This window comes from Segatella hominis, from assembly GCF_019249725.2.
Classification (GTDB): Bacteria; Bacteroidota; Bacteroidia; order Bacteroidales; family Bacteroidaceae; genus Prevotella.
The window spans coordinates 1092338-1114677 of record NZ_CP137559.1; the positions used below are offsets into that span (position 1 = coordinate 1092338).

Here is a 22340-nt window from a genome sequence, read left to right on the forward strand (position 1 = left end):
TTGCTTAGTTTTTTGATTCCCTCAACTGTATATACAGTATATGGACTATAAAACAGAGAATAGGCTATGAGTAAATATCTGATAAGTTTGATTTTGCTTTCGGTGATAAGTATGGGCGTTTCTGCCCAACGCATTACCCGACAATATAATAATGTGTCATTCTCTGCGGCATTGAAGGATTTGAATGCTCGACAGGATAAGTATGTCATCAACTTTGTGTATGACGAGTTGGAGGATTTCAGAGTAACCAAGAGCATCAGAAACCAGAGTGTTCCCGATGCCATCATGCAGCTGATAGGCTTTTACCCCATCAAGATGACGCAGATGGATAACATCATTGTAGTGGAATGCACTCAGAAGGCTTCCGCCAAGATGATTGGTCGTATCGTGGATAAGCATTCTCGCCCAGTCGATTTCGCCAATGTCGCTTTGCTCAATGTTAGTGATTCCTGTTTAATCACGGGTGGTGTAACAAATGAGAATGGTCAGTTCGTAATTCCTTGCGAGGCGAGAAAGGCTATCGTGAAGGTGAGTTGCGTGGGCTACAAAACTTATTGTAATGCATATCGTACCGGTGAAGTTGGTGCCATAACCTTGGAGGATGCTACAATTAATCTGCAAAAAATTGTGATTAAAGGGCATCGTAAATACATATCAAGAGAAAACGGTAAACTTACGCTTGACGTTCAAAATTCCAATTTGAAAAATATTGGCAAGGCAACAGATGTTATCAAATATATTCCTGGGATGCTCTATACAAATGGAAAGTATGAGGTGTTTGGTAAGGGTGAGCCTGTCATCTATATAGATGGAAGAAAGCAGACTAATACTTCAGGGTTGTCACTCCTTTCTTCTACCAACGTGAAGTCTGTACAGCTCATAACAAACCCTGGGGCAGAATACGATGCAGAAACAAGGAGTGTCATAAACATCACTACCGTACACCATTCCTTGGATGGACTTTCTGGTATTGTGGGTGCGGAAATCTCCAAACATAAGAGTTTGTCTAACAACGAGGAGGTCAACTTCAACATCCACAAAGGAGCTTTGGATGTATTCCTCGCATATCAATATGACAATACGAGAAGTGACATCAGATATGATGTTAACCAGTTCAATTACGAGCAAGATACATTTCATGAGATTTCTGCTTCTGAATATTCCGACCGCTCTCGCTCTCATGACTATAATGTTGGTATGAATTATGCCATAAACAAGAATCACACTATCGGCGGAAGATATTTGGGAAGCATCTCCAACTACAAGATGCTCGACTCTCCTTTTGACTATATGCAGACGTACAAGAATGATGAACTGCTGACATCTACAGACAACAAGACTGATGAATCTGAAAAGGAAAGGTTTCACAATGTCAATCTGTATTATATCGGCAAACTAACAGATAACCTACAACTCAACTTGGATGCCGACTATGTTTATGCTCAACTGAAACATAAGCAACAAGTGAGCGAGACAAGTAGAATAGATGCTGTCTCAGAAATCACGCATATGCAAAACGACCAGCGAAATCGTGCGACTGCACTCAAAGGGGTGTTTGCCTGGAACATGAATAAGAATAATAGGCTTGATTTCGGAACGGATTTCAGTAAAATCAGTTCATGGGGTATGTCTGTAAACGAAGAAGGGAAGATAGCCGATGACCAATTCAAGAATAAGGAAACCAAGTATGCAGGATTTGCCACCTTTAGTTTGTCTGCCTCCAAATGGAAAGGAAGCATCGGGCTTCGCTATGAGTACATTCATGCCATCAACACAGACCAAGGAGAAGTAAAGAACAAGACCAATTATTCGGACTTACTTCCATCCCTTTCTCTTTCCACTATGTTTGGGAGAGTGGGGATGAATCTTGATTTCAGTAGCAGGGTCAACCGTCCTTCGTTTCGTCAGTTGAACAACAGTGTGAGCTACAACAATCAATACCATTATGAGCAAGGCAACATTTATCTGAAACCGCAATACGTTTATGATACAGAACTTAGTGTGAATTATAGCATATTCGACTTCAAGTTGGATTATCAGTATATCAAGGATTACATCCATCCGACTGTCGTTGCTGTATCCGGCAAACCTGGAACGGTAACTTGGATGTCAACCAACGCCAAGGATTTCCAGCAACTAGGAGCGCAATGTGTTGTTTCACCTGTTTTTGGTTGTTGGCGACCTACTTTGACGATGGGTGTCTATAAACCTTATTTCACGCTATCATATAATGGAGAGCAATTAGACTACAATCATCCATACGGTCTCTTCGCTTTCCAAAATGTAGTGGCACTAAGGAACGATTGGCTTTTTCGATGTGATTTCTTTTGGAACATTAAGGGACATCATGGCATCTACGAGCAAAACGGTTATTCGTCATTCAATATGATGGTACAGAAACAGTTACTTAAAAAGAAATTGACGATAACATTGAAAGCAGAGGACTTGTTTGATAGCTCGAAGTTGAACGATGTAAAGAGGGTTAATTTTGTGGTGCAGAACAGAAAGGTGAACAACTTCAATCGCTGCATCATAGCTTCCATTAGTTACAACTTCAATAGTTTCAAAGATAAATACAACGGAAGCGGTTCTGCTGAGGATGAGATTAATCGTTTTTAGAAAAGCATTGGTTTTCAAATTAACCTCTAAAATGCAATACCCAAATTCTGTGTGATGAATATCTCAGGATTTATTAACCGAGAAGTTCATCCACAGAATTCTCACTTATCAATATCAATCGTTAAAAAACATACATTTTATTGTGTATCCAATAAATTGTTATATTTTTGCAAACGAAAAGAGTTGTTTGACAAGCAAACATATGCACATTGCAGAAATATTAGAACCGTTGCTAAATTATTACCTCAATTGAGGTGAAACACTCATAAATCACTCATTTTAAGCTATTCTGAATATTTGGGCAGAATTTTTCTATAAAAGATACAGTTTTGTTTGAGTGAGTATAATTTTGCTGTTTATAAGTTTAATTCAGTTTAAAATATCAACATAAAAGTTCTTCGTATCTGCATTTTTAGTACTTTTGCAAATGGAAAGAAAGAGGCTGTATACCTCCGCAATATGTATAACATTTAAAAAAGGAGAAAACTTGAGTTTTTCTTTCCTATGGCTAAGGCTTTAAAAACTATAGTTACCAAGTCATGCAAGGATAGCAGAAAATTTTCTCAAGCGGACTCATTGCATTATTATGAAACTAAAGTTTATAATTATTATAGCATTATCCATTTCGAATAATATGGCATTTGCTCAAGAATGGAATTTAACAGGAAGACTATTTGATAAAGCTGCAGGCTTTTTACCGTTGGAAGCCACGGAAATAATAGTAAGTCATCTTGATGGAGAAACTATCTCCAGTGGTTTTTCTGATAATCAAGGAAAGTTTACATTCTCTCTACCGTCAGGAAAGTTTGTCGTCAGATACAGACAATTAGGTGATATATTAAAAGCTGACACCATTGACGTACACAACAATGTTGATTTGGGCGATATCATGTTGACTGTGAAGGAGCACACACTGAATGAGGTGATGATTACCTCTCAGCGCAGACTATTTAGCCAGAAAGCTGGCAAACTTGTTTATCTTGTTCAAAACAGTCCCTTTGCCAGTGGTTTTAATATGCGAGATATGCTCCATAATATTCCTCGTATAGATCCGACAAGTGATGAAATAAAGATTATTGGCAAAAACGGTGTAGTTGTTTTGGTTAATGGCCATCGCATTAACTTAGATGGTAAAGATTTGGATATGTACCTACGCACCTTACCATCTGAAAATGTAAGCAAAACAGAACTTGTAACCAATCCTTCTGCCGAATTTGATGCAGAAGGCAATTGCGGAGTAATCAATATTATTCTAAAGAGTAAGCCTGTGGGGTTTGATGGGAATGTCCACACGGTGTTAACACAACGCTCTCACTTTAGCGCAGAAGAAGGATTTGGACTGTCTTTTTCCTCAGGCAATTTTTCTGTTGAATACAAAATAAATAATTCCAATGAAAAGCGCCGCCAAATAGTACAGAATACTTATTCTTATCCTGACTATATGCGCTTTACGACCGACAATACTTTAAATAGGTATGACATACTAGGTCAGAATCTAAATAGCAATTACCAATTAGGCGATTTGAATTTGGGATTTTTTGCAACATTAAATAATTCTCGCAGTAAAGCCCACCAAATGGGGCAGATGACTTTCAATGCAGACACATGTCCATCGAATTCTTATTCCGATTCGAATCACGATAAATACCGTTTGGAGACTATCTCCCCCTATGTGGACTGGAAACTTGATAGCTTAGGCAAAAAAGTAACGGTAAATTACAACTATATCCATGTCATTGACAAAATTAATCAGAATTTTGATTCGAGTACAGCACACAAATTCTCGAACAGCAATAATGATTATAGCTATATCGTCAATACCCTGAGCGCAGATTTAAACCTTCCGTTTACTTGGCTAAATTTTGAGTTAGGTGGAAAATATTCCCATTTCAGGACCAATAACGTCTCTGAGTTTGGAAGTAGAAATGGTTTTTTATATAAAGAAACGATAACAGCCTTCTATGCAGATGTCAATCGAATGTTTGGCTTTTTTTACGCCAAAGCTGGTTTACGATATGAACACACCAATGATGATGGAATAACATTAGAAGGGCTGTCCGTTTCTAATAAATATGATCACTGGTTCCCATTTGCAGAAATCTCATACAATCCTTCAGATAATCATTCCTTTGCCTTAAGCTACAGCAAACGTATTGACAGACCTTCTATGAATGATATGAATCCTACACGTGTTTTTCGTAACACCTACACATACACCGAAGGTAACGATAGACTTACACCATCGGTCATGGACAATTTGGAGTTTAACTATGTGTTTAAAGGAAATTTCTCTTTTAACCTGTATTATTATCACACATCTGATGCCATACAGAATCTGACTCAGGTAGTGGATGACTTGTTCACCAAGTATTCTCCAAAGAATTGTCTTACCATTAATACTTTTGGTACAGATGCTAGTTATAATTTCTCATTTGGAAAATTCAATTTGTATTCAAGTGTATCTATGTTCTACGTTAAAGCAAAATCTTACGTTGACGAGCTGGATGACAAAGATTTGCGAAGTCTGAATACATCTTTTTCTGCCAATTTAAGTTACCATTACAAAGTTTTGAACTTTTATGCGAACTATTATCATGTGCTTCCAGGAATAGAAGAATCCTTTCACACTGGAAACATCGATTGTGTCGGCTTAGGATGCAAGATTGATATTATTAAGAACAAACTTCTTTTGAATATACAAGCCCAAGACATCTTTAGTGGTACTAAGAGCAATAACAGAACTGAATATAAAGATTATGTCTTTAGAAACAGAATAAACAATGACAACACCTCATTCCGTGTGGGATTGACTTATAATTTCGGCAAGCAAAAAGCTAAAAAGGCAGATATAAACATCAGCAACAATGAAACTAATCGCTTGCCTGATATAAAGAAATAAGAAAATGAAAATTATACAAAGTTTTTGGACCGGCAACAAGAATAGTCTGACCGATAGTTATGGATGGCTTTTACCTATATTCAACTATCTGAGCTGGATTATTAGTTGTAATCAGTTACGACGTTATTATGATGATGTTACTTTGGTAACCGACAGTCAAGGATATGATGTTCTTATCAACAAATTGCACTTGCCATATACGGATGTAATCGAATCTCTTGACTGCCTGAATCATTATAATCCGAACTTGTGGTCATTGGCAAAAATTAAGGCCTACCAGTCTATAAAGGAACCATTTATCCATGTTGATGGCGATGTTTTCATTTGGACAAAAATTGATGAAAGCCTAAGGGATCATGAACTCATTGTCCGGAATGAAGAAACTACAACTGACTATTAAGGAAAGATGTGGCGTGATATCCGTCATGCTATCAGCTATATGCCAGAGGAAATGAAACGAATGACGATTCTAAGTTTAGCGAAAGCGAACAAATCAGAGCTATAAGGTGTGTAAAAAAATGGCTGGAAAAACAATAATAGGCAAGTTCTTCTATTATAATTGAATCTACAAAGGACTACTATGTCCTCACGAACAATACAAAACCGACTGAGCCAAGAACGTATCGCAACTATTTTAACAAGCTATTGAAGCAGTTGGATATTCCGCGATTAAAATTCCATGGGCTACGCCACAGTTTTGCTACTCGCTGTATTGAGAGTCATTGCGATTACAAGACTGTGAGTGTTCTTTTGGGGTTACCGTTAGAACGTTCTAACGTTTGTTCAAATGAATGATATACATATAAACATATATACAATACTTTCTGTCTGTATATCAATACGACAATGAATCAGTACGTCAGTAAGTCACTCAATCATCATATTTGCAAATCAATACTTACCGATAGGTTGATTCAGATACTCGACTTTGGAGAGGTATCTACCGATAGGCAAGTGCTTTCGAGAGTAACTCGAAAGGTTTTGAGTAACTCAAAACATAACTTGCTATCGTCAGATACCTCGATTTTTCAAATCATCTCAGAGTCTGAAACCACGTTGCCTTTTAGGAGTGCGGAAACGTGGTTGAGGCTCGTCAACAATTTCGAGTTTGAAGACATCTATCAACTTCCGAATGGCAGGATTCTGTTTGATGAGGGCTTGAAGTTTTGCTTCTGCAGGCTTGATTTTGAGCAAATAATCAGCAATGTCCAAGCCTTTAGCTTTATCCTCTTCGCAGGCTTGATGCTCTAAAAAGTCGAAAAGCGTTGCACGGATGCCGAGAACTTGCATCATTGGCAGCTTATCTTGCCAAACTGTTGTCGCTCCCAAATCAGGGAATAAGATCACATCTCTGTTTTTCAGAACAGATAGTGACTTCGTGTTAAAGCAACCATTCTTACCACCACTTGCTATCCATAAGAATTGAGGAAGATAGTACGAGGCTATCAAGGCTGTCTTCTCACTTTCAACCAATGCTATAGGCTTGGTCTTGGCTACATTGATAAGATGCTCACCAAAGAAGCATTGACAGAGATTGAAATCCTTTTGAGGGATAAGCGAGTGTACCCATGAAACATGGCTGTATGGTTCTTTTACTCGCTTACCTGTCTCAGGATTATAGAGCATTACCTTACCAGTTCTCACCTTACCTTGATAGTCAACTTGCCAAAATACCGTGGCACCAGTCCAGTGTTTGGAAGTTCCGACATGATATTTCTCCATCAAAGAAAGAGTAGTTGTTTCACCGAATTGAGAAGATAGAAACAAGAAAAAGTTGTTTGCCTCATAACATTTCAGAGAACTTCGCATGATGTTCTCGTCTATATAAGAAGTGGGTAATGGCTTTGGCATTTCTCTCTTCTTATATGAAATAGTCTCATCCTTTGTGAATGTCTCATTCTTCTCAGGATTCTTCTCAAAAAAATCCTTGGGAGTGAAGTGATAACCACAACTTTGCTCATGGTTGCAGCGCCCTACGTAAGGAGGAAACTCAATCTTCCCTTCTGTGTCAATATATCGGGCGAAGCTACGTTTCTTATGACATTCTGGACATGTATGTCGGGTAGTGATGCCTTTGTATGGCTCTAATATGAATCTATGTGTACTCATTTCATTTCTTTTTTTATGTGGCGGTTCTGTCGGTTTTGTCGCTTTTGGTATTAAAACCGTCAAAAGCGACAATTCCGACAATACCGTCACGAGTTAATCTTTGAATATTCTCCATGCTTCTCTTTGCGAAATAGGACTCCGATGTTATCATTCAGAAATCTTTCCAATGTCCTTGGCTTCATGTCGTTCTCTTTGGCGATATCATGAGCTTGGGCCGTGGTGAATGTTGCAGGAAGATGGTTGACGATTGCTTGTTGTTGAGCGGTGAGCATATTCTCGTTGAGGATATTTTGTACTGATATGGCAGAGTTCTTGAAATACTCTGTCAATCGGATGGCTCGCTCTATACTCAGCAGGTCGATGGCTTCCTTATCACATTCTCCACACGTCCATCGTGCCAATTGAATGATCAGACAGAAACGGATGATGTATATCTCCAACTTGCAATAGATGCTGACAATGGTATCATTTGTTTCATTATCGCATTGCTCAGAGAAGTGATGCTGCCATTCATAGAGCCTTGCCTTAGCTTCTTCAGTGAATGATAAGACATGAGGCTCGATTTCCTGTTGCTCATTTATTGGACACTCCATATCAATAAGGTGTTGAATGATGGCTTGCCAATCTCGCTCTATATTATCGGGCAACTCTCGGTCACTCCATCTCGCTTTCTGCTGAAGGTTAGGCATGACGAACAAAATGCGATCGATGAAGCCGTTGCTGGAGCGTTCGCCTTTCGCCAACTCACTAAGTATCTTCTTTTGGATGGTTCCGATTACTGAGATATAGGGGCGTTTAATGAAGATGGAACTCTTGGAACTTCTTCTGTCTGATATGGTTGTCTTGGCGCTAAAGACAGATAACCAGAACTGTTCCTCTGAACCATTGTTATAGCGGTTGAAGTTTTTGAACCATGCAGATAGCTCGTCTGTCCATAGGCATAAACCCCTCTTGTTCTGCGCATGAATATAGCTCAAGCCTTCTGGTGTGACATCAGAGACCAAGAAACGTTTGCGTACAGGTTCTTGCGGAAATCCATCCTCTCCATTTTCAATGCGTTCCTTGCGAGACATGCACATCTTTTCCTCAAACTTACTGTATTGCTCCTCGAACAACTTGTTTTGCTCATAGTCGTAATCGAGGAATGGCTTCATAGCGAAGCTAAGTGGGTGGCTCTTGTTGGCTCCTGGTCTTCCGATAAGAGCCATGTATAAGATAGGACTTTCAAGCCAACCTTGTTTCATCTGTGCCAAGTGCGTGTTGCCGATACCAACAGCCAATGCAGTGAGTATGGCTGCTGATATATAGTCGGTAGGAAAACTGTGGCATTCGTGTACCTCCTTGATGATTCTCTGAATCTTGGCAGGAAAGATACTTACGGGGAACTGGCTTCCTGATAGGCGAGCACTCATATCAATAGCCTTATCCATGATAATCATTGGATTGATGGAAGTTTCCTTATTGTTATTTAAAGCTGTCATTTGGCATAGAGTTAAAAATTATACATTGACTTGGGTTTGCGCTTCATTCCACCTTGCATGGCTTTTAGCATTTCAGAATGGTTCTGCTCCTTGGTAGCTTTTCGACCATTCTCAATCCATGCAAGCAGCTCATCCTTATAGAAGTATAGCTTCTTACCTTTTTTATAGGATGGCAGAATGCCTTGGTTAACCAATCGATAAATGGTTGGCTTCGACTTCATTATAATAATAGCAGCCTCATCAATCTCAACCAATATATGGTTATTTGCTGATGATGTAGGTTGAAGTGCTGATACCATTTGCTTCAACTCGATAACTTGTTCTGTTAAATAAGATACCGCTTGTGGTAACTTATCAAAGGTGATACTTTCATTTATCATATCTGTTCATTTTTTATTATTCGGGTACAAAGTAAATGAGTTATGTAATGGAGATAAATATCACTGAGATATAACCTCTGAATAACCGCTCAATGCTTATCAGTAACAATAATGTGTCTTGATTCCGCCTTGAACATCTAAGCTTGGTAGTAATTCTATGATGCAGGTACCTTCCATTCTTAACTTCCTTATAATAGTGGATATTTCCACATCAACTAGCGCATCAGCAAAAACTTGTTTTATAAAGGTTGCTGTATCAATGCCTTTCTTCTTGAAAAGGTTTCCTATATTCCAAGCATAATGCATTAAGTCAATAGTACGAATAGCCTTGTCAACAATCAATGAATGATGTCTCATGTGTGTAGAGGCACAACACTGGAAAATAGCGATGTTGTCACAAAGTTGGTTCAAATGCTCCTCCCTCATGTAGGCAGCAAAAGTTCTTCTGGTATAATCGATAGCTGAGTTTAACAAGACCTTTTCCTTTTTGGCTTTGTCTTCCAATGCTTCCTGTCTCAACTGTTCATAGCTTGTAATACAAGAAGAGGCTTCATCTGCATAGACGAAAGTTACATCTTCCAGGTTTAGCTCTTCCCCCTCGTCATATGTATTTGTTTCATTGATGGCTATAGAAGACAGACGCTTTCTTTCTGTATTGTTTACAGTATTACAAAGGATATGCTTAAACCATGGGGCAAGTAATCGTACGATACTATCTAATGCATGGAGATAAACAACCATCAGTATGGTGGTTAAGATAACGAACGTCAAATTGCAGCTAAAGGTGTCTACACCATATTGCATAGCTTCGTTGCGAACAAGTGCACCAATGATAGACATTGCACACAAAACCAATAAATGCTGTGTCAAAAATTCTTTTTTAAACTGTTTCATATTACGTATTATTAATCATTTGTGGCGCAAAAATATGAAAAACAGCAGAAACTGACACGTGAGTCACGCGTGACTCACGTAAAACTTTTAGGAGCCTTTAACTAAAAAGCCCGATATTGAACATTTTTTCAATATCGGGCACCATGAAATGAATGCAATGGATTTATTTAAGAGAAATCTTATTTGCTGTCTCTCTTTTCTTTGCGTTCACAAGGTCGGCATATATCTGTGTTGTGCTTACATTCTTATGGGTAAGCATCTTCGAAACCGTGTAAATATCTGTGCCTAAGGCGATTTGGATGGTTGCATACGAGTGCCGGAAGCAATGAAATGAAAATGGCTTGGTGATTCCTGCCTTCTTCAACCATGCTTTAAGGGGATGGTTAATCATGCTGCGCTTCAATCCCTTGAACACGATACCCGTGTTTGGTTCACCACATAGTTCGTATGCCTCGTTGCTGATAGGCAAGGTTGCCTCGGTCTGAGTCTTCTGGGTACGAATACGCAAGCAATAGCCTTGGTCGGGAGCTATCTCGAAGTCTTCCCAACGCAATTTTAAGATGTCGCTGATTCGCAATCCTGTGAGGCAAGCAAAGAGGGAGGCAGACTTCAGTACAGGTATATCGCAAGGAGTAGCTGCCAACTGCTTTACTTCATCGAGGGTAAGAAACTCCTTCTTTACATCTTGTGGCTCAATCTTGTCCAGATAGTCATTGATGTTCTCACGCAGCCACTTGTCACGATAGGCGATTTTTAAGAGACCACGGAAAGTAGAGTAGTAACCTGCTGCAGAGTTGAGAGATACCTTTTGTTTTGTTCGATTCAACTGATTTGCATTCAGAAGATACTCTCTGAACTTTTTGCAAAGTTCCACTGTCACATCCCCAAATGTACAATGACCTTGAACAAATTTGAAGAAATGCTTGTAGACACATGTCCACTTGTCATCTTTCTTATGTGTCATCTTCTCAAAGTATGCCAAAAAATCAGCTTTCTGTCGTGTTTTGTCCAAAAAACCAAATTCTTCATTGATGAGTGATTGGGTTCTGATGCAACGGATGGCCTCTGCTTTGTTGAGCATATCTGTATTAAACTCACGTTCCATCTCATTCTTTGGATGAGCATAGATATAGATACCTAAATATTCCCTACGACTCATTTGCATAGTCTCAGGATTGCGTACTGGTGGATAGAAATCCAAATAAAGAGAAATACGGTCGTTTTTAATCGCTCTTTGGCGAAGAGAAACTCTTGTACATGTATTTACCATGATGTTTACTTTTTATAATGTGATACTTATGTTTCATATATGATCCCGTATTAAGAGATCTTTGAAATCGATTGCAAAATAATAGAGTTATGTAATGGGGTACAACTTAACCTTTTGATAACCGCTAAATAACCTTAGGTTTGCCGATAGCTTTCTCTAAATCTCGCTTGGAAATCTTGATATACTTGCCAATCTTCACCTTTTCAATAGCGTATTTCTTGATACGCTTATAAATCTGGTCCTGACTTAAACCATACAACTTCATGGCCTCCGGTATTGTATAATAAAGTTGGTCTTCTACGGATTCACCTTTTGCCAATTGTACATGACGCTTGGAATACAGAACATTGTTACCTTCCATTTTTCTTGGAATAGCATTGTGACTAACGAAACTATATACGGCTGTTTTCGTCATACAATATTTCTGTTGAATGTCCATAACAGTCATCCATTCACTGATGGTTGGATCTGGAGACAGGTGTGCAAAATAATCATCCACCTCTTTCTTGTTCCAATATACTCTTCCTTGTATGGATATTCTTGAAATCTTGACTTTCTTGACAATCTCATAGATGGCGGTCTCGTAAGTGTTGTGGACTTCTGCAATTTCCTTGGCAGAGTAATATTCTGGAACAGGTAGCTCTCGGTTTGCATGAACTGCTTCTTTTGAAGCACTTTTATTTGTGGTGTATGGCAAACTATCAACAAGATAATCTATATCTCGCTTTCTGATTAAAGATAAACGAGAAGTAATCTTGGATGCTCGCAACTTACCACTATACACCATATTATATATGGTCTGTCTGCTTAGTCCCAAAAGTATAGCGACCTCTTGAATAGTGAGGTATTCTTTCATGAGGATTTCAGACATGGATTTCTCGGAAGCTTTTCGGTGGCTCATTGTCTCAGCCATCTTTACTTTCTCCTCACGTTTTGCTGCCTTATAGGCATAACTGTTGCATTGCTTGGAGCAATAACGAGTTGTGGATTTTGATGCATAGAAGCTCTTCCCACAATACTCGCAAATTTTTAGAATTCTTTCTTTGCTTGCTGTCATTTGTACGCTTTTTATACTTTTTTACTTAATTTATTGTAGAAAAAGTCGTCTGTCATTACTCCGTTTATTTTCAATAGTCTTATATCATTGTCCATCATTGTCCAAAACTCTTGGCAATCTTGCACTCATTTGCCAAAAATGGAGTCTCAAATTATTACTCTTGAAAAGTGGAGGTACAAGAGCGGTACAAAAAGGTGCTAAAAAAGCCTTACCATTGATTATAACCAATAGTAAGGCTAAAAAGAAAGGTGCTCATTTTGAGCACCTTAACTATCATTTGTTGTCGATATTAATCGTTGTTTATCACGACTTATTTTCCGATGCAGAAGTGCTTGAAGATATTATTCAGCGTTTCCTGGCTACTGATCTGTCCACCGGTGATTTCTCCCAATTCTTCCAGCACCATCTTGAGGTCTTCGGCTATAATGTCGCCACTCATGCCCATGTCCATTGACTCCAAGACACGGGAGAGGGATTCGTCGGCACGGAGCAATGCTTCATAATGGCGGGCACTCGTCACAATTACATCGTTCTCCGTAATCTCCGGAATGTCGGCTGCCCTGACGAGAGCCTGCTCCAAATCAGAAACGTTTTCGCCAGTACGGGCACTGATATTCAAGATAGAAACATTCTCATCTGACAATGAAATGGAAGATGAAGTCTGGCTATTCTCATCTGATGAAAGCACAGCCTTATCAAATGAAATCTCATCGATTTTATTGAAAACCATCAGCAGTTTCTTGCCCAGATTCTTCTCCTTCATATCCTCTATTTCCGCTTCCGTAGGCTGCGCATCAAGGAGCCAGATCACTATCTTGGCCTCTTCCATCTTCTGATAGGTGCGCTCGATTCCGATGTTCTCCACCACATCGTCCGTCTTGCGGATTCCAGCAGTATCGATAAAGCGGAAGGTGATTCCGTCGATGAGGGTCGTATCTTCTATGACGTCTCGGGTAGTGCCGTGGATATTGCTCACGATGGCCTTTTCTTCATGCAGCAGGCGGTTGAGCAGGGTGCTCTTGCCCACATTCGTCTTGCCCACGATGGCCACAGGAACGCCCTGTTTCAGCGCATTTCCGGTCTCAAAGGAATGGGCGAGGGTGGTAATCTTCTTTTCTATTTCCGCAGCCAAGGCACGCAGTTCGCTGCGGTCGGCAAACTCCAGTTCCTCATGATCGCTGAAGTCCAATTCCAGTTCGAGCAGGGAGGTCATCTTCAGGAGTTTTTCGCGCAAAACGGTCAATTCACTGCTGAAATGTCCTTTCAACTGGCTGAGCGCCATCTGATGGGTCGCCTTGTTGGTAGAAGCTATCAGATCTGCCACTGCCTCAGCCTGCGAGAGGTCCATCTTGCCGTTCATATAGGCACGACGGGTGTATTCGCCCGGTTCTGCCTGGCGACAACCTACCTCTATGAGGCGCTGAAGAACTTGCTGAAGAATGTATCGGCTACCATGGCAGGAAATCTCCGTGGAATCCTCGCCCGTATAACTGTGGGGCGCTCTGAACACGCTCACTAAGACATCATCTATCGTATGACCATCCTTGTCTTTGATTTCTCCATAGTGAAGGGTGTTGGGTTTAGCGGCAGCCAGTTGCTTCCCGCTAACAGAAACGAACACCTTGTCTGTAAGACGGATGGCTTCACTACCACTGAGTCGGATGATTCCGATGGCGCCTCCAGCTGGAGTGGCAAGGGCGCAAATACATTCTTCTGAGTTTGTCATTTATCTATCCTTTTTATATATTTCCCTTTTAAATTTGTACTTTTTTTACCTTTTTACTTTTTTACCTTTTTACCTTTAAAAAAGCCTTTCAACTAAATTCTGTCGAGCACCACCTTGATCAAATTGTCGATCGTGCTCTTATATCCAGTATTAGCACGCTTGGCGCGGCGGTTGGCTATTACCATGCAGCAGGTTAAAGCCTTATGGCCGAGCAGCAGAGAAAGACCAGCAAGCGCAGAGCTTTCCATCTCGAAGTTGTTGACACGCAATCCTTTATACTCAAATGCCTCAATCTTTGCATTAAGTTCCGGATCGGCGAGCGGAGCACGGAGTTCTCTGCCCTGAGGGCCATAGAATCCGCCACAGGCAATGGTAATTCCTCTCACCATATCATCGGCTGCAATCTGTTCCAGCAACTCCTTATTATTATCTACGCAGTATGGATTTCCTATCTGGTCTATCCACTTCACCTGGCGCTTGAATTCAGCCTCAGTCTCGAGGTCACAGATCTCATTGCGGCGGGCATAGAAATTGATGAGTCCGTCGAAACCGATACTCTTCTGTGAAGCCACAAAGGTGCCTTCCGGACACTCTGGCTGCAAACCGCCGCAGGTGCCGATGCGCACGAGGGTGAGGGTGGTGTGCTCAGGTTTCTCGGTGCGGGTCTTGAAGTCGATGTTCTTCAAAGCATCCAACTCATTGACCACAATATCTATATTATCGCATCCGATACCCGTACTCTGCACGGTGATGCGTTTTCCCTTATAAGTACCTGTAATGGCATGGAACTCACGGCTTGAGACCTCGCATTCCTTCTCCTCAAAGTGGGAGGCAACGAGAGCCACTCTGCCAGGGTCGCCAACTAATATAACCTTATCAGCCACTTGTTCTGGGCGCAAATGAAGATGGAAGCAACTGCCGTCTTCATTGATAATCAATTCTGATTCTGCGAAATACTTTGCCATATTTTTCTCGTGTTTAATGAATGATATTAAAATTTTTAAAATACAAAGGTAGGAAAAAATTCTGATACTTGGTTCTTTCTTTAAGAATTATTATAGTTTTGTAGAGAGGGGACGAAATCTGAAACATTTCCTATTATTAAGCATCCATCAAAATCATTTCAAATCCGTCACAATCCATGTGATAAAAAGAAAAATGTTGGTTTACATGAAAAAATTCCGCATTTATTTTGTTGTTTCAAGAAAAAAGAGTACTTTTGCCCACAGAAATCAATTATTCAACGAAACAAAACTCTAATAAATGAAACAGACAATATTGGTGACAGGTGGTACTGGTTTCATAGGAAGCCATACTACAGTAGAGTTGCAACAGGCAGGCTATAACGTAGTGATCGTAGATGATCTTTCAAATTCTAAGATTGAAGTATTGGACGGCATTGAGAAGATTACAGGTATTCGCCCAGCTTTCGAGCAGGTGGATTTGCGTGACAAGGCTGCCACAGAGGCTGTATTCCAGAAATATCCAGCTATCGAGGGTATTATCCATTTCGCTGCCAGCAAGGCAGTAGGCGAGAGCGTGCAGAAGCCATTGCTCTATTACCGCAACAATATCGTATCGCTCATCAACCTTCTGGAACTGATGCCTAAGTACGATGTCAAGGGAATCATCTTCTCTTCCAGCTGCACCGTTTATGGTCAGCCAAAGCCTGAAAACCTTCCTGTTACCGAAGAGGCTCCTCATCAGAAGGCCACCTCTCCTTATGGAAACACCAAGGAAATCAACGAGCAGATTATCGCCGACTACATCCACAGCGGTGCTAATATCAAGAGCATCGTGCTGAGATATTTCAACCCAATCGGCGCACACCCATCTGCAGAAATCGGCGAGTTGCCAAACGGCGTTCCAAACAACCTCATCCCTTACGTTACTCAGACTGCGATGGGCATTCGCAAGGAACTCACCATCTTCGGCAATGACTACGATACTCCTGACGGAACCTGCATCCGCGACTACATCTATGTAGTGGATCTGGCCAAGGCTCACGTAGCTGCAATGGCTCGCGTTCTGGACAAGGAGACTGAGCCTATCGAGTACTTCAACATCGGTACTGGCAACGGTAACTCTACCCTGGAAATCGTAGAGACTTTCGAGAAGGCTACCGGCGTGAAACTGAACTGGAAATATGGTCCTCGCCGCGAGGGTGATATTGAGAAGATCTGGGGCGACTGCACCAAGGCCAACAAGGTTTTGGGCTGGAAGGCTGAGACTAAGTTGGAGGATGTATTGGCTTCTGCATGGAAATGGCAGGAGAAGCTCCGCGCTGACGGAATCATGTAATTTATTATATTAAATAATATTAAAAGTAGGACTTGTTTGACTGCAGGTTCTACTTTTTTTGTTATTTTTGCAGTATTAAATGAATTCATAAATAATAAGCGCTTATGACAAGAAAATTACTTTATATACTGTTCGCTTCAGCTATGCTGATGGGCGGCAATTTCAAGGCTGCTGCAGACCCCATCATTGAAGTCAATGCTATCGACTTCAACCAGATAGGAATCAGCTACTATAATGGCACACTGCATATTACCGGGGCTGCCGGACTCAGCGTTTCTGTCTATAACATCGTAGGCCAGAAGGTTTATGAAGGAAGAATCGACAGCAGCGACAAGAGAATAGAGTTGAACCTTCCAGCCAATTGCTACATTGTGAAAGTGGGTTCTGTAGCTCGTAAAATTAGCGTGAAACGATAATATTAAATGTGAAAATCAAGAGGATTTTATATAATTTGTCCTTGTTGCTTTTCCTCTTTTCCTCATGTGAACTCTTTTCTTCATGTGAGGAAAAAGTGGTTTGTACTACCAGAAATGTGACACTTGAAGACTACCGGAAATTCGGAGACGACTGTATGTCTATCCGCTCGATGGAGGTGAGAAATGTCATAGACAGCCTGATAAGAAACGACAAGGATGATCTGGCGGCAGACATTCGCACAAGAAAGTATTATCGACAGGAGGGCAACTTCTTGTGGATTAATCGTCATGGCCTTACCTCTCAGGCCGACACGCTGCTCAGATATCTTCAGACCGTAGGAGAAATGGGATTTTCACCCAACAGATTCTGCGTAAAGGACATCCAGAATGACATCCAAATCACACGCGAGATGGGGTTTGACGAAGCGCACCCCATCAACCACGTCTTCGGCAGATTGGAATACAAACTGACCAAGGCTTATCTGAGATACGCTACAGGACAGAGATTTGGCTACACAAATCCTTCTTTTCTGCTCAACAGGCTCGACACACTCAAGCCGCACAGACCAGACACCATCCGCAGACCGGTAAGATACAGAGGCCTTTTTGACATCAAGATGGATTTGCCTGATGATGGTTTTTATCAAATGGCCCTGCGCAAGATAGAGAAAGATTCCGTTCCCGTTTTCCTCAGCGAAATTCAACCTGCAGGCACTTTCTACCGTGAACTGGCCAAGGAATTTGCCTCAGGACAAGGCTCGAAAAACTGGCAAGCCAAGCTGTTCTGCAACATGGAGCGGGCAAGATGGCGACTGAAAGACTATCCGCAGAAGCACAAAAAATACATCATGGTGAACATCCCTTCCTTCCATCTGATGGCCGTTGATGAAAAGGATACGCTCACCATGCGCATCGGTTGCGGAACCACAGAGACCAAAACTCCTTTGCTCACCAGCACCATCAAGCGCATGGATGTGAATCCGGTATGGATCGTACCGAGAAGCATCATCGAAAAAGACATGATCCATTACTTCAGCCGTTCCTATTGCGAGCGCCGCGGTTTTTACGTCATGGACAGACGGACGGGAAAGGAACTGAGCATGAACCAAGTACACGCAGGACTGCTCCGCGACCCGATGTACGCAGTGGTGCAAAGAGGCGGAAAGGGCAACAGTCTGGGCAGACTAATCTTCAGATTTGACAATAACTTCTCAGTCTATCTGCACGACACATCCAGCCGCGATTTCTTCAAGCAGCAGAATAGGGGAGTATCCCATGGCTGCGTAAGAGTGGAAAAGCCTTTCGAACTGGCTAAGTTCATCCTGAAGGACAAGAGCGAGAAGTTTTTGGATAATCTCAACTACTGCATGACGACTGATTCGCTGAACGACAAGAAGAGAATCATCCGCTCCATCAAAGTGGAACCCGCAGTACCCTTGTATCTGGCTTATTACACCATCTATCCAACGAAAGGAAACACTCCAGCAGGATGGTCGGAATATCCTGACGTATATGGATTTGACAAGGCCATTTACCAATATCTCATAAAAAATTACCGTTAAATGAAGAGTATTTCTGATAATGAACTGGTTTACATGCTCCGGGAACCTGCCACCAGAAGGGAAGGGTTCTCGGCCATGGTGCAACAATATAGCGAGCAACTGTATTGGAAGGTTCGCCATATCGTACTCACTCATGAAGACGCCAATGATGTTTTGCAGAATGTTTTTCTAAAAGCCTGGAAAAATTTGGAAACTTTCCAGGGCAAATCTTCCCTCAGCACCTGGCTTTACAGGATTGCGGTCAATGAATCGCTCGACTTTCTCAGGAAAAGAAAGCAGGAGGGAATGGCCAGCGAGATAGAAAATGCTGGAGTAGCCAACCAGCTATTGGCAGACAACTATTTTGATGGCGATGAAACACAGGCCCAACTGCAGGAAGCCGTCTCTAAACTGCCCGAAGTTCAGCGCACCGTTTTCACGATGAAATACTTCGAAGATATGAAATACTCAGAAATCAGTAAGATACTGAACACCAGTGAAGGAGCTCTGAAAGCATCGTATCATCTGGCCGTGAAAAAAATCACGGAATATTTTGAGAATAAAGATTAAACTTTTTCTAATCAGTTACGTCAGATATAATAAAAAGAGAAGATGTATGAAGAAAGAAGAAAAAATATTGATAGATAAGTTTGGTAAAGCCAATCATTTTTCTGTTCCGGAAGGTTATTTTGAATCTTTTACGGATCAGATGATGGATTTGTTGCCAGAATCAGAAGCCCGCGTCATAGAGATGCGCCCTGCCACATGGTGGAACCGTCTGCCTATCAAAAAGGTGGCTGCAGCCGTTGGAGCAGTACTGGTTATTGGAGCCGGCAGCCTTTGGGTGAGCAATCATACTCATTCAGACAAGGTGAACACAGCTGTTACCAGCCCGATTCATCATACAACCTCAGGCTCTGAATATGGTACTTTCGACCAGATGGCTGATTACACCATGATGGACAATCAGACGATTTATGCTTCGCTGGTGGGAGAAAACTTTTAAAAGCAGTAAAGAACAATGATGAAGAAAAATATTTTAAAATGCAGTATGGGACAGATCTTGAGAACAACCGTGCTCATGATTCTGATGTTGTGCACTTTTGGTGTGGCTAACGGTCAGCACAGAAAGCGCCCTCCATTCAATCCTGCAAAATTTGAGGCAGATCTGGAGCAGTTCATCACAGTCAATGCCTGTCTGTCCCCATCCCAAGCAGCTTCATTCTTCCCGGTTTACCGCCAGATGATGAAGAAGCAAAGAGCGCTTTTTGATGAAATGCGCCGACTCCGCATGATCAATCCGAAAGACAATGAAGCTTGTGAAGAGGCTATCAGAAAACAGGATGAACTGGATATTCAAATCAAACAGTTGCAGCAGGAATATCATGGAAAGTTTCTCATGATGTTACCTGCCAACAAGGTATTATCCATCATCAAAGCCGAAGAAAAATTCCACAGGCAGATTTTCAGAAAGATGAAATAGTTCTTCTGTCATCGAGAATTGTTTTCTTACAAGAAGGAATCCCTTTTTCCAGCAAGATAAAACTGCAAAAAGAACAGATAAACCCCACAAATTGAATCGCAAAAGTATTTATATGGAATATTTTTGCGATTTTTTTTTGTTCTTTCCAGTAAATATTGTAATTTTGCAGTTCAGAAACAATTTACATAATAAGATAATGTATAGAACGAATACTTGTGGAGAGCTCAGACTCTCTGATGCAGGCAAGGAAGTAACACTTGCCGGTTGGGTTCAGCGCTCTCGTAAGATGGGCGGTATGACCTTCGTTGACGTGCGTGACCGATACGGAATCACACAGATCGTTTTCAACGAAGCTGATGACATGAACTTATGTGAGGCGGCCAACAAACTTGGTCGTGAATTCTGTATCCAGGTAAAGGGTATCGTAAGCGAACGTCAGAGCAAAAATCCAAAGATGGATACTGGTGACATTGAAATCCTTGCCAAGGAACTCAATGTTCTTTCCAAGAGCCAGACTCCTCCTTTTACAATAGAAGACAATACTGATGGCGGTGATGATATTCGCATGAAATACCGCTATCTGGACTTGCGTCGTCCTACAGTGCGTAAGAATCTGGAATTGCGCCACCGCATGACCATCCTCATCCGCAACTTCCTCGACAATTATAATTTCATGGAGGTGGAGACTCCTATCCTTATCGGAAGTACTCCAGAGGGTGCTCGCGACTTCGTGGTTCCTTCACGCATGAACCCTGGTCAATTCTACGCTCTGCCACAGAGTCCTCAGACTTTGAAGCAGCTCTTGATGGTGGCTGGTTTCGACCGCTACTTCCAGATTGCAAAGTGCTTCCGTGATGAAGACTTGCGTGCTGACCGTCAGCCTGAGTTCACTCAGATTGACTGCGAGATGAGTTTTGTTGATCAGGACGACGTCATCAATCTGTTTGAGGAAATGGCTCGCCACCTGTTCAAGGAAATCCGTGGCGTGGAATTGCCAAAGTTGGAACAAATGACTTGGCACGAGGCTATGCGTAGATTTGGTAGTGATAAACCAGACTTGCGTTTCGGAATGGAATTCGTGGAACTGAAGGACGCTTTTGCTGGCAAGGGTGAATTCTCTGTCTTTGACGAGGCTAAATATATCGGTGGTATTTGTGTTCCTGGTTGTGCAGACTATAGTCGCAAGCAACTCAATGAACTCACAGACTTCGTTAAGCGACCACAGGTTGGCGCCAAGGGTCTCGTCTTCATCAAGTACAATGCTGACGGTACTGTGAAGAGCAGCATCGACAAGTTCTACTCTCCAGAAGTATTGGCTGAGATCAAGGAAGTGATGGGCGCTAAAGACGGCGACCTGGTTCTTATCCTCAGCGGCGACAACGCAAACAAGACTCGTGTTCAGCTCTGCTCTCTCCGTTTGGAAATGGGCGACCGCTTGGGCTTGCGCGACAAGAACGTGTTCAAGTGTCTCTGGATTATTGACTTCCCATTGTTTGAGTGGAGCGATGAAGAGCAGCGCCTGATGGCTACTCACCATCCATTCACTATGCCAAATCCTGATGATATTCCTCTCTTGGATGAGCATCCTGAGCAGGTACGTGCCAAGGCTTACGATTTCGTATGTAATGGTATTGAAGTGGGTGGAGGTTCCCTCCGTATCCACGACACTGCTCTTCAGGAGAAGATGTTTGAGGTTCTCGGCTTCACACCAGAGCGTGCAGAGGCTCAGTTTGGCTTCCTGATGAACGCATTCAAATATGGAGCACCACCTCATGCAGGACTTGCTTTCGGTCTCGACCGTTTCGTAAGCATCCTGGCTGGTCTCGACAGTATCCGTGACTGCATTGCATTCCCTAAGAACAACTCGGGTCGTGACGTGATGCTGGACGCTCCTTCTGAGCTGGATCCAAAGCAGTTGGACGAGTTGGAAATTAAATTAGACTTAAAGGCATAAATGCTTCAAAAATAACACATTAAGAGTTTCATTTCTTGATTTACATCAAAAAATGAAACTCTTTTTTGCATTTAAAGGCACATTCTTTCAAAAAAACACTAAAAAATCAATAAAAAGTCGTATATTTGCCAACGAAAACGATGAGTTTTTTATAAAGGGAATTAAGAAATTAAGAAAAGCCTTAATAGGTGTCAAATTTCCTAATATAAC

18 protein-coding genes and 1 pseudogene are annotated in these 22340 nt (G+C 41.5%); 11 read left to right on the top strand and 8 right to left on the bottom strand.

Annotation, left to right across the window (positions count from 1 at the left end; all coding sequences use genetic code 11):
- The first annotated feature begins 66 nt into the window (after positions 1 to 66).
- From KUA50_RS04395 to KUA50_RS04410, 4 genes and pseudogenes are all read left to right on the top strand, one after another.
- Complete coding sequence (locus KUA50_RS04395) at positions 67 to 2619, top strand: outer membrane beta-barrel protein (protein WP_218456900.1); 2553 nt, start codon at positions 67 to 69, stop codon at positions 2617 to 2619.
- Between the two features lie 634 nt (positions 2620 to 3253).
- The gene (locus tag KUA50_RS04400; protein ID WP_256624252.1) at positions 3254 to 5518 is read left to right on the top strand and encodes an outer membrane beta-barrel family protein; all 2265 of its coding nucleotides are present in this window, start codon (positions 3254 to 3256) and stop codon (positions 5516 to 5518) included.
- A gap of 4 nt (positions 5519 to 5522) precedes the next feature.
- Positions 5523 to 5918 carry a DUF6734 family protein gene (locus tag KUA50_RS04405; protein ID WP_218456902.1) on the top strand — a complete coding sequence of 132 codons (396 nt, stop codon included), beginning with the start codon at positions 5523 to 5525 and terminating at the stop codon, positions 5916 to 5918.
- 173 nt (positions 5919 to 6091) lie between these two features.
- Positions 6092 to 6274: pseudogene (locus tag KUA50_RS04410) on the top strand (tyrosine-type recombinase/integrase); the annotation flags it as partial.
- A 282-nt stretch (positions 6275 to 6556) separates the two neighbouring features.
- Here KUA50_RS04410 and KUA50_RS04415 read toward each other — a convergent pair.
- The 8 genes from KUA50_RS04415 to KUA50_RS04450 form a co-directional block, all read right to left on the bottom strand.
- Entirely contained in the window at positions 6557 to 7627 is a 1071-nt protein-coding gene (locus tag KUA50_RS04415; RefSeq protein WP_218456903.1) for a DUF6371 domain-containing protein, read from the bottom strand.
- 86 nt (positions 7628 to 7713) lie between these two features.
- Positions 7714 to 9108, bottom strand: coding sequence for a YfjI family protein (locus KUA50_RS04420; protein ID WP_218456904.1), 1395 nt, complete (start codon positions 9106 to 9108; stop codon positions 7714 to 7716).
- Between the two features lie 11 nt (positions 9109 to 9119).
- Complete coding sequence (locus KUA50_RS04425; RefSeq protein ID WP_089542644.1) at positions 9120 to 9488, bottom strand: helix-turn-helix domain-containing protein; 369 nt, start codon at positions 9486 to 9488, stop codon at positions 9120 to 9122.
- Positions 9489 to 9587: 99 nt separating this feature from the next.
- Positions 9588 to 10382: a hypothetical protein gene (locus KUA50_RS04430; RefSeq protein WP_218456905.1), complete on the bottom strand. Its 795-nt coding sequence runs from the start codon at positions 10380 to 10382 to the stop codon at positions 9588 to 9590.
- A gap of 163 nt (positions 10383 to 10545) precedes the next feature.
- Positions 10546 to 11652, bottom strand: a complete 1107-nt coding sequence (locus KUA50_RS04435; RefSeq protein ID WP_218456906.1) for a site-specific integrase — start codon at positions 11650 to 11652, stop codon at positions 10546 to 10548.
- 124 nt (positions 11653 to 11776) lie between these two features.
- Complete coding sequence (locus tag KUA50_RS04440; RefSeq protein WP_218456907.1) at positions 11777 to 12709, bottom strand: helix-turn-helix domain-containing protein; 933 nt, start codon at positions 12707 to 12709, stop codon at positions 11777 to 11779.
- A gap of 310 nt (positions 12710 to 13019) precedes the next feature.
- Complete coding sequence (gene mnmE, locus KUA50_RS04445) at positions 13020 to 14435, bottom strand: tRNA uridine-5-carboxymethylaminomethyl(34) synthesis GTPase MnmE (protein WP_218456908.1); 1416 nt, start codon at positions 14433 to 14435, stop codon at positions 13020 to 13022.
- Between the two features lie 92 nt (positions 14436 to 14527).
- Positions 14528 to 15400 (bottom strand): nucleoside phosphorylase, encoded by an 873-nt coding sequence (locus KUA50_RS04450; protein WP_022110746.1) that lies wholly within the window; start codon positions 15398 to 15400, stop codon positions 14528 to 14530.
- 298 nt (positions 15401 to 15698) lie between these two features.
- On the opposite strand from KUA50_RS04450, the gene galE reads away from it, so the two are divergent.
- The 7 genes from galE to aspS all read left to right on the top strand — a co-directional run bounded on the left by galE (position 15699) and on the right by aspS (position 22130).
- On the top strand, positions 15699 to 16736 hold the full coding sequence (gene galE, locus KUA50_RS04455; RefSeq protein WP_218456909.1) for a UDP-glucose 4-epimerase GalE: 1038 nt from the start codon (positions 15699 to 15701) through the stop codon (positions 16734 to 16736).
- A 104-nt stretch (positions 16737 to 16840) separates the two neighbouring features.
- Positions 16841 to 17152: a T9SS type A sorting domain-containing protein gene (locus KUA50_RS04460; protein ID WP_022110748.1), complete on the top strand. Its 312-nt coding sequence runs from the start codon at positions 16841 to 16843 to the stop codon at positions 17150 to 17152.
- Between the two features lie 95 nt (positions 17153 to 17247).
- Positions 17248 to 18714, top strand: coding sequence for a L,D-transpeptidase family protein (locus KUA50_RS04465; RefSeq protein ID WP_318346072.1), 1467 nt, complete (start codon positions 17248 to 17250; stop codon positions 18712 to 18714).
- Entirely contained in the window at positions 18715 to 19263 is a 549-nt protein-coding gene (locus KUA50_RS04470; RefSeq protein ID WP_218456910.1) for an RNA polymerase sigma factor, read from the top strand.
- Positions 19264 to 19309: 46 nt separating this feature from the next.
- Positions 19310 to 19699, top strand: coding sequence for a hypothetical protein (locus tag KUA50_RS04475; RefSeq protein ID WP_218456911.1), 390 nt, complete (start codon positions 19310 to 19312; stop codon positions 19697 to 19699).
- Between the two features lie 15 nt (positions 19700 to 19714).
- Positions 19715 to 20176, top strand: a complete 462-nt coding sequence (locus KUA50_RS04480; protein ID WP_256624253.1) for a hypothetical protein — start codon at positions 19715 to 19717, stop codon at positions 20174 to 20176.
- Between the two features lie 196 nt (positions 20177 to 20372).
- The gene (gene aspS, locus KUA50_RS04485; RefSeq protein WP_218456912.1) at positions 20373 to 22130 is read left to right on the top strand and encodes an aspartate--tRNA ligase; all 1758 of its coding nucleotides are present in this window, start codon (positions 20373 to 20375) and stop codon (positions 22128 to 22130) included.
- The last annotated feature ends 210 nt before the right edge of the window (positions 22131 to 22340 follow it).

Excerpts from the sequence above, each read along its gene's own strand:
- KUA50_RS04395 (WP_218456900.1), top strand. The coding sequence starts at position 67 with ATGAGTAAATATCTGATAAGTTTGATTTTGCTTTCGGTGATAAGTATG.
- KUA50_RS04400 (WP_256624252.1), top strand. The coding sequence starts at position 3,254 with ATGGCATTTGCTCAAGAATGGAATTTAACAGGAAGACTATTTGATAAA.
- KUA50_RS04405 (WP_218456902.1), top strand. The coding sequence starts at position 5,523 with ATGAAAATTATACAAAGTTTTTGGACCGGCAACAAGAATAGTCTGACC.
- KUA50_RS04415 (WP_218456903.1), bottom strand. The coding sequence starts at position 7,627 with ATGAGTACACATAGATTCATATTAGAGCCATACAAAGGCATCACTACC.
- KUA50_RS04420 (WP_218456904.1), bottom strand. The coding sequence starts at position 9,108 with ATGACAGCTTTAAATAACAATAAGGAAACTTCCATCAATCCAATGATT.
- KUA50_RS04425 (WP_089542644.1), bottom strand. The coding sequence starts at position 9,488 with ATGATAAATGAAAGTATCACCTTTGATAAGTTACCACAAGCGGTATCT.
- KUA50_RS04430 (WP_218456905.1), bottom strand. The coding sequence starts at position 10,382 with ATGAAACAGTTTAAAAAAGAATTTTTGACACAGCATTTATTGGTTTTG.
- KUA50_RS04435 (WP_218456906.1), bottom strand. The coding sequence starts at position 11,652 with ATGGTAAATACATGTACAAGAGTTTCTCTTCGCCAAAGAGCGATTAAA.
- KUA50_RS04440 (WP_218456907.1), bottom strand. The coding sequence starts at position 12,709 with ATGACAGCAAGCAAAGAAAGAATTCTAAAAATTTGCGAGTATTGTGGG.
- mnmE (WP_218456908.1), bottom strand. The coding sequence starts at position 14,435 with ATGACAAACTCAGAAGAATGTATTTGCGCCCTTGCCACTCCAGCTGGA.
- KUA50_RS04450 (WP_022110746.1), bottom strand. The coding sequence starts at position 15,400 with ATGGCAAAGTATTTCGCAGAATCAGAATTGATTATCAATGAAGACGGC.
- galE (WP_218456909.1), top strand. The coding sequence starts at position 15,699 with ATGAAACAGACAATATTGGTGACAGGTGGTACTGGTTTCATAGGAAGC.
- KUA50_RS04460 (WP_022110748.1), top strand. The coding sequence starts at position 16,841 with ATGACAAGAAAATTACTTTATATACTGTTCGCTTCAGCTATGCTGATG.
- KUA50_RS04470 (WP_218456910.1), top strand. The coding sequence starts at position 18,715 with ATGAAGAGTATTTCTGATAATGAACTGGTTTACATGCTCCGGGAACCT.
- KUA50_RS04475 (WP_218456911.1), top strand. The coding sequence starts at position 19,310 with ATGAAGAAAGAAGAAAAAATATTGATAGATAAGTTTGGTAAAGCCAAT.
- KUA50_RS04480 (WP_256624253.1), top strand. The coding sequence starts at position 19,715 with ATGATGAAGAAAAATATTTTAAAATGCAGTATGGGACAGATCTTGAGA.
- aspS (WP_218456912.1), top strand. The coding sequence starts at position 20,373 with ATGTATAGAACGAATACTTGTGGAGAGCTCAGACTCTCTGATGCAGGC.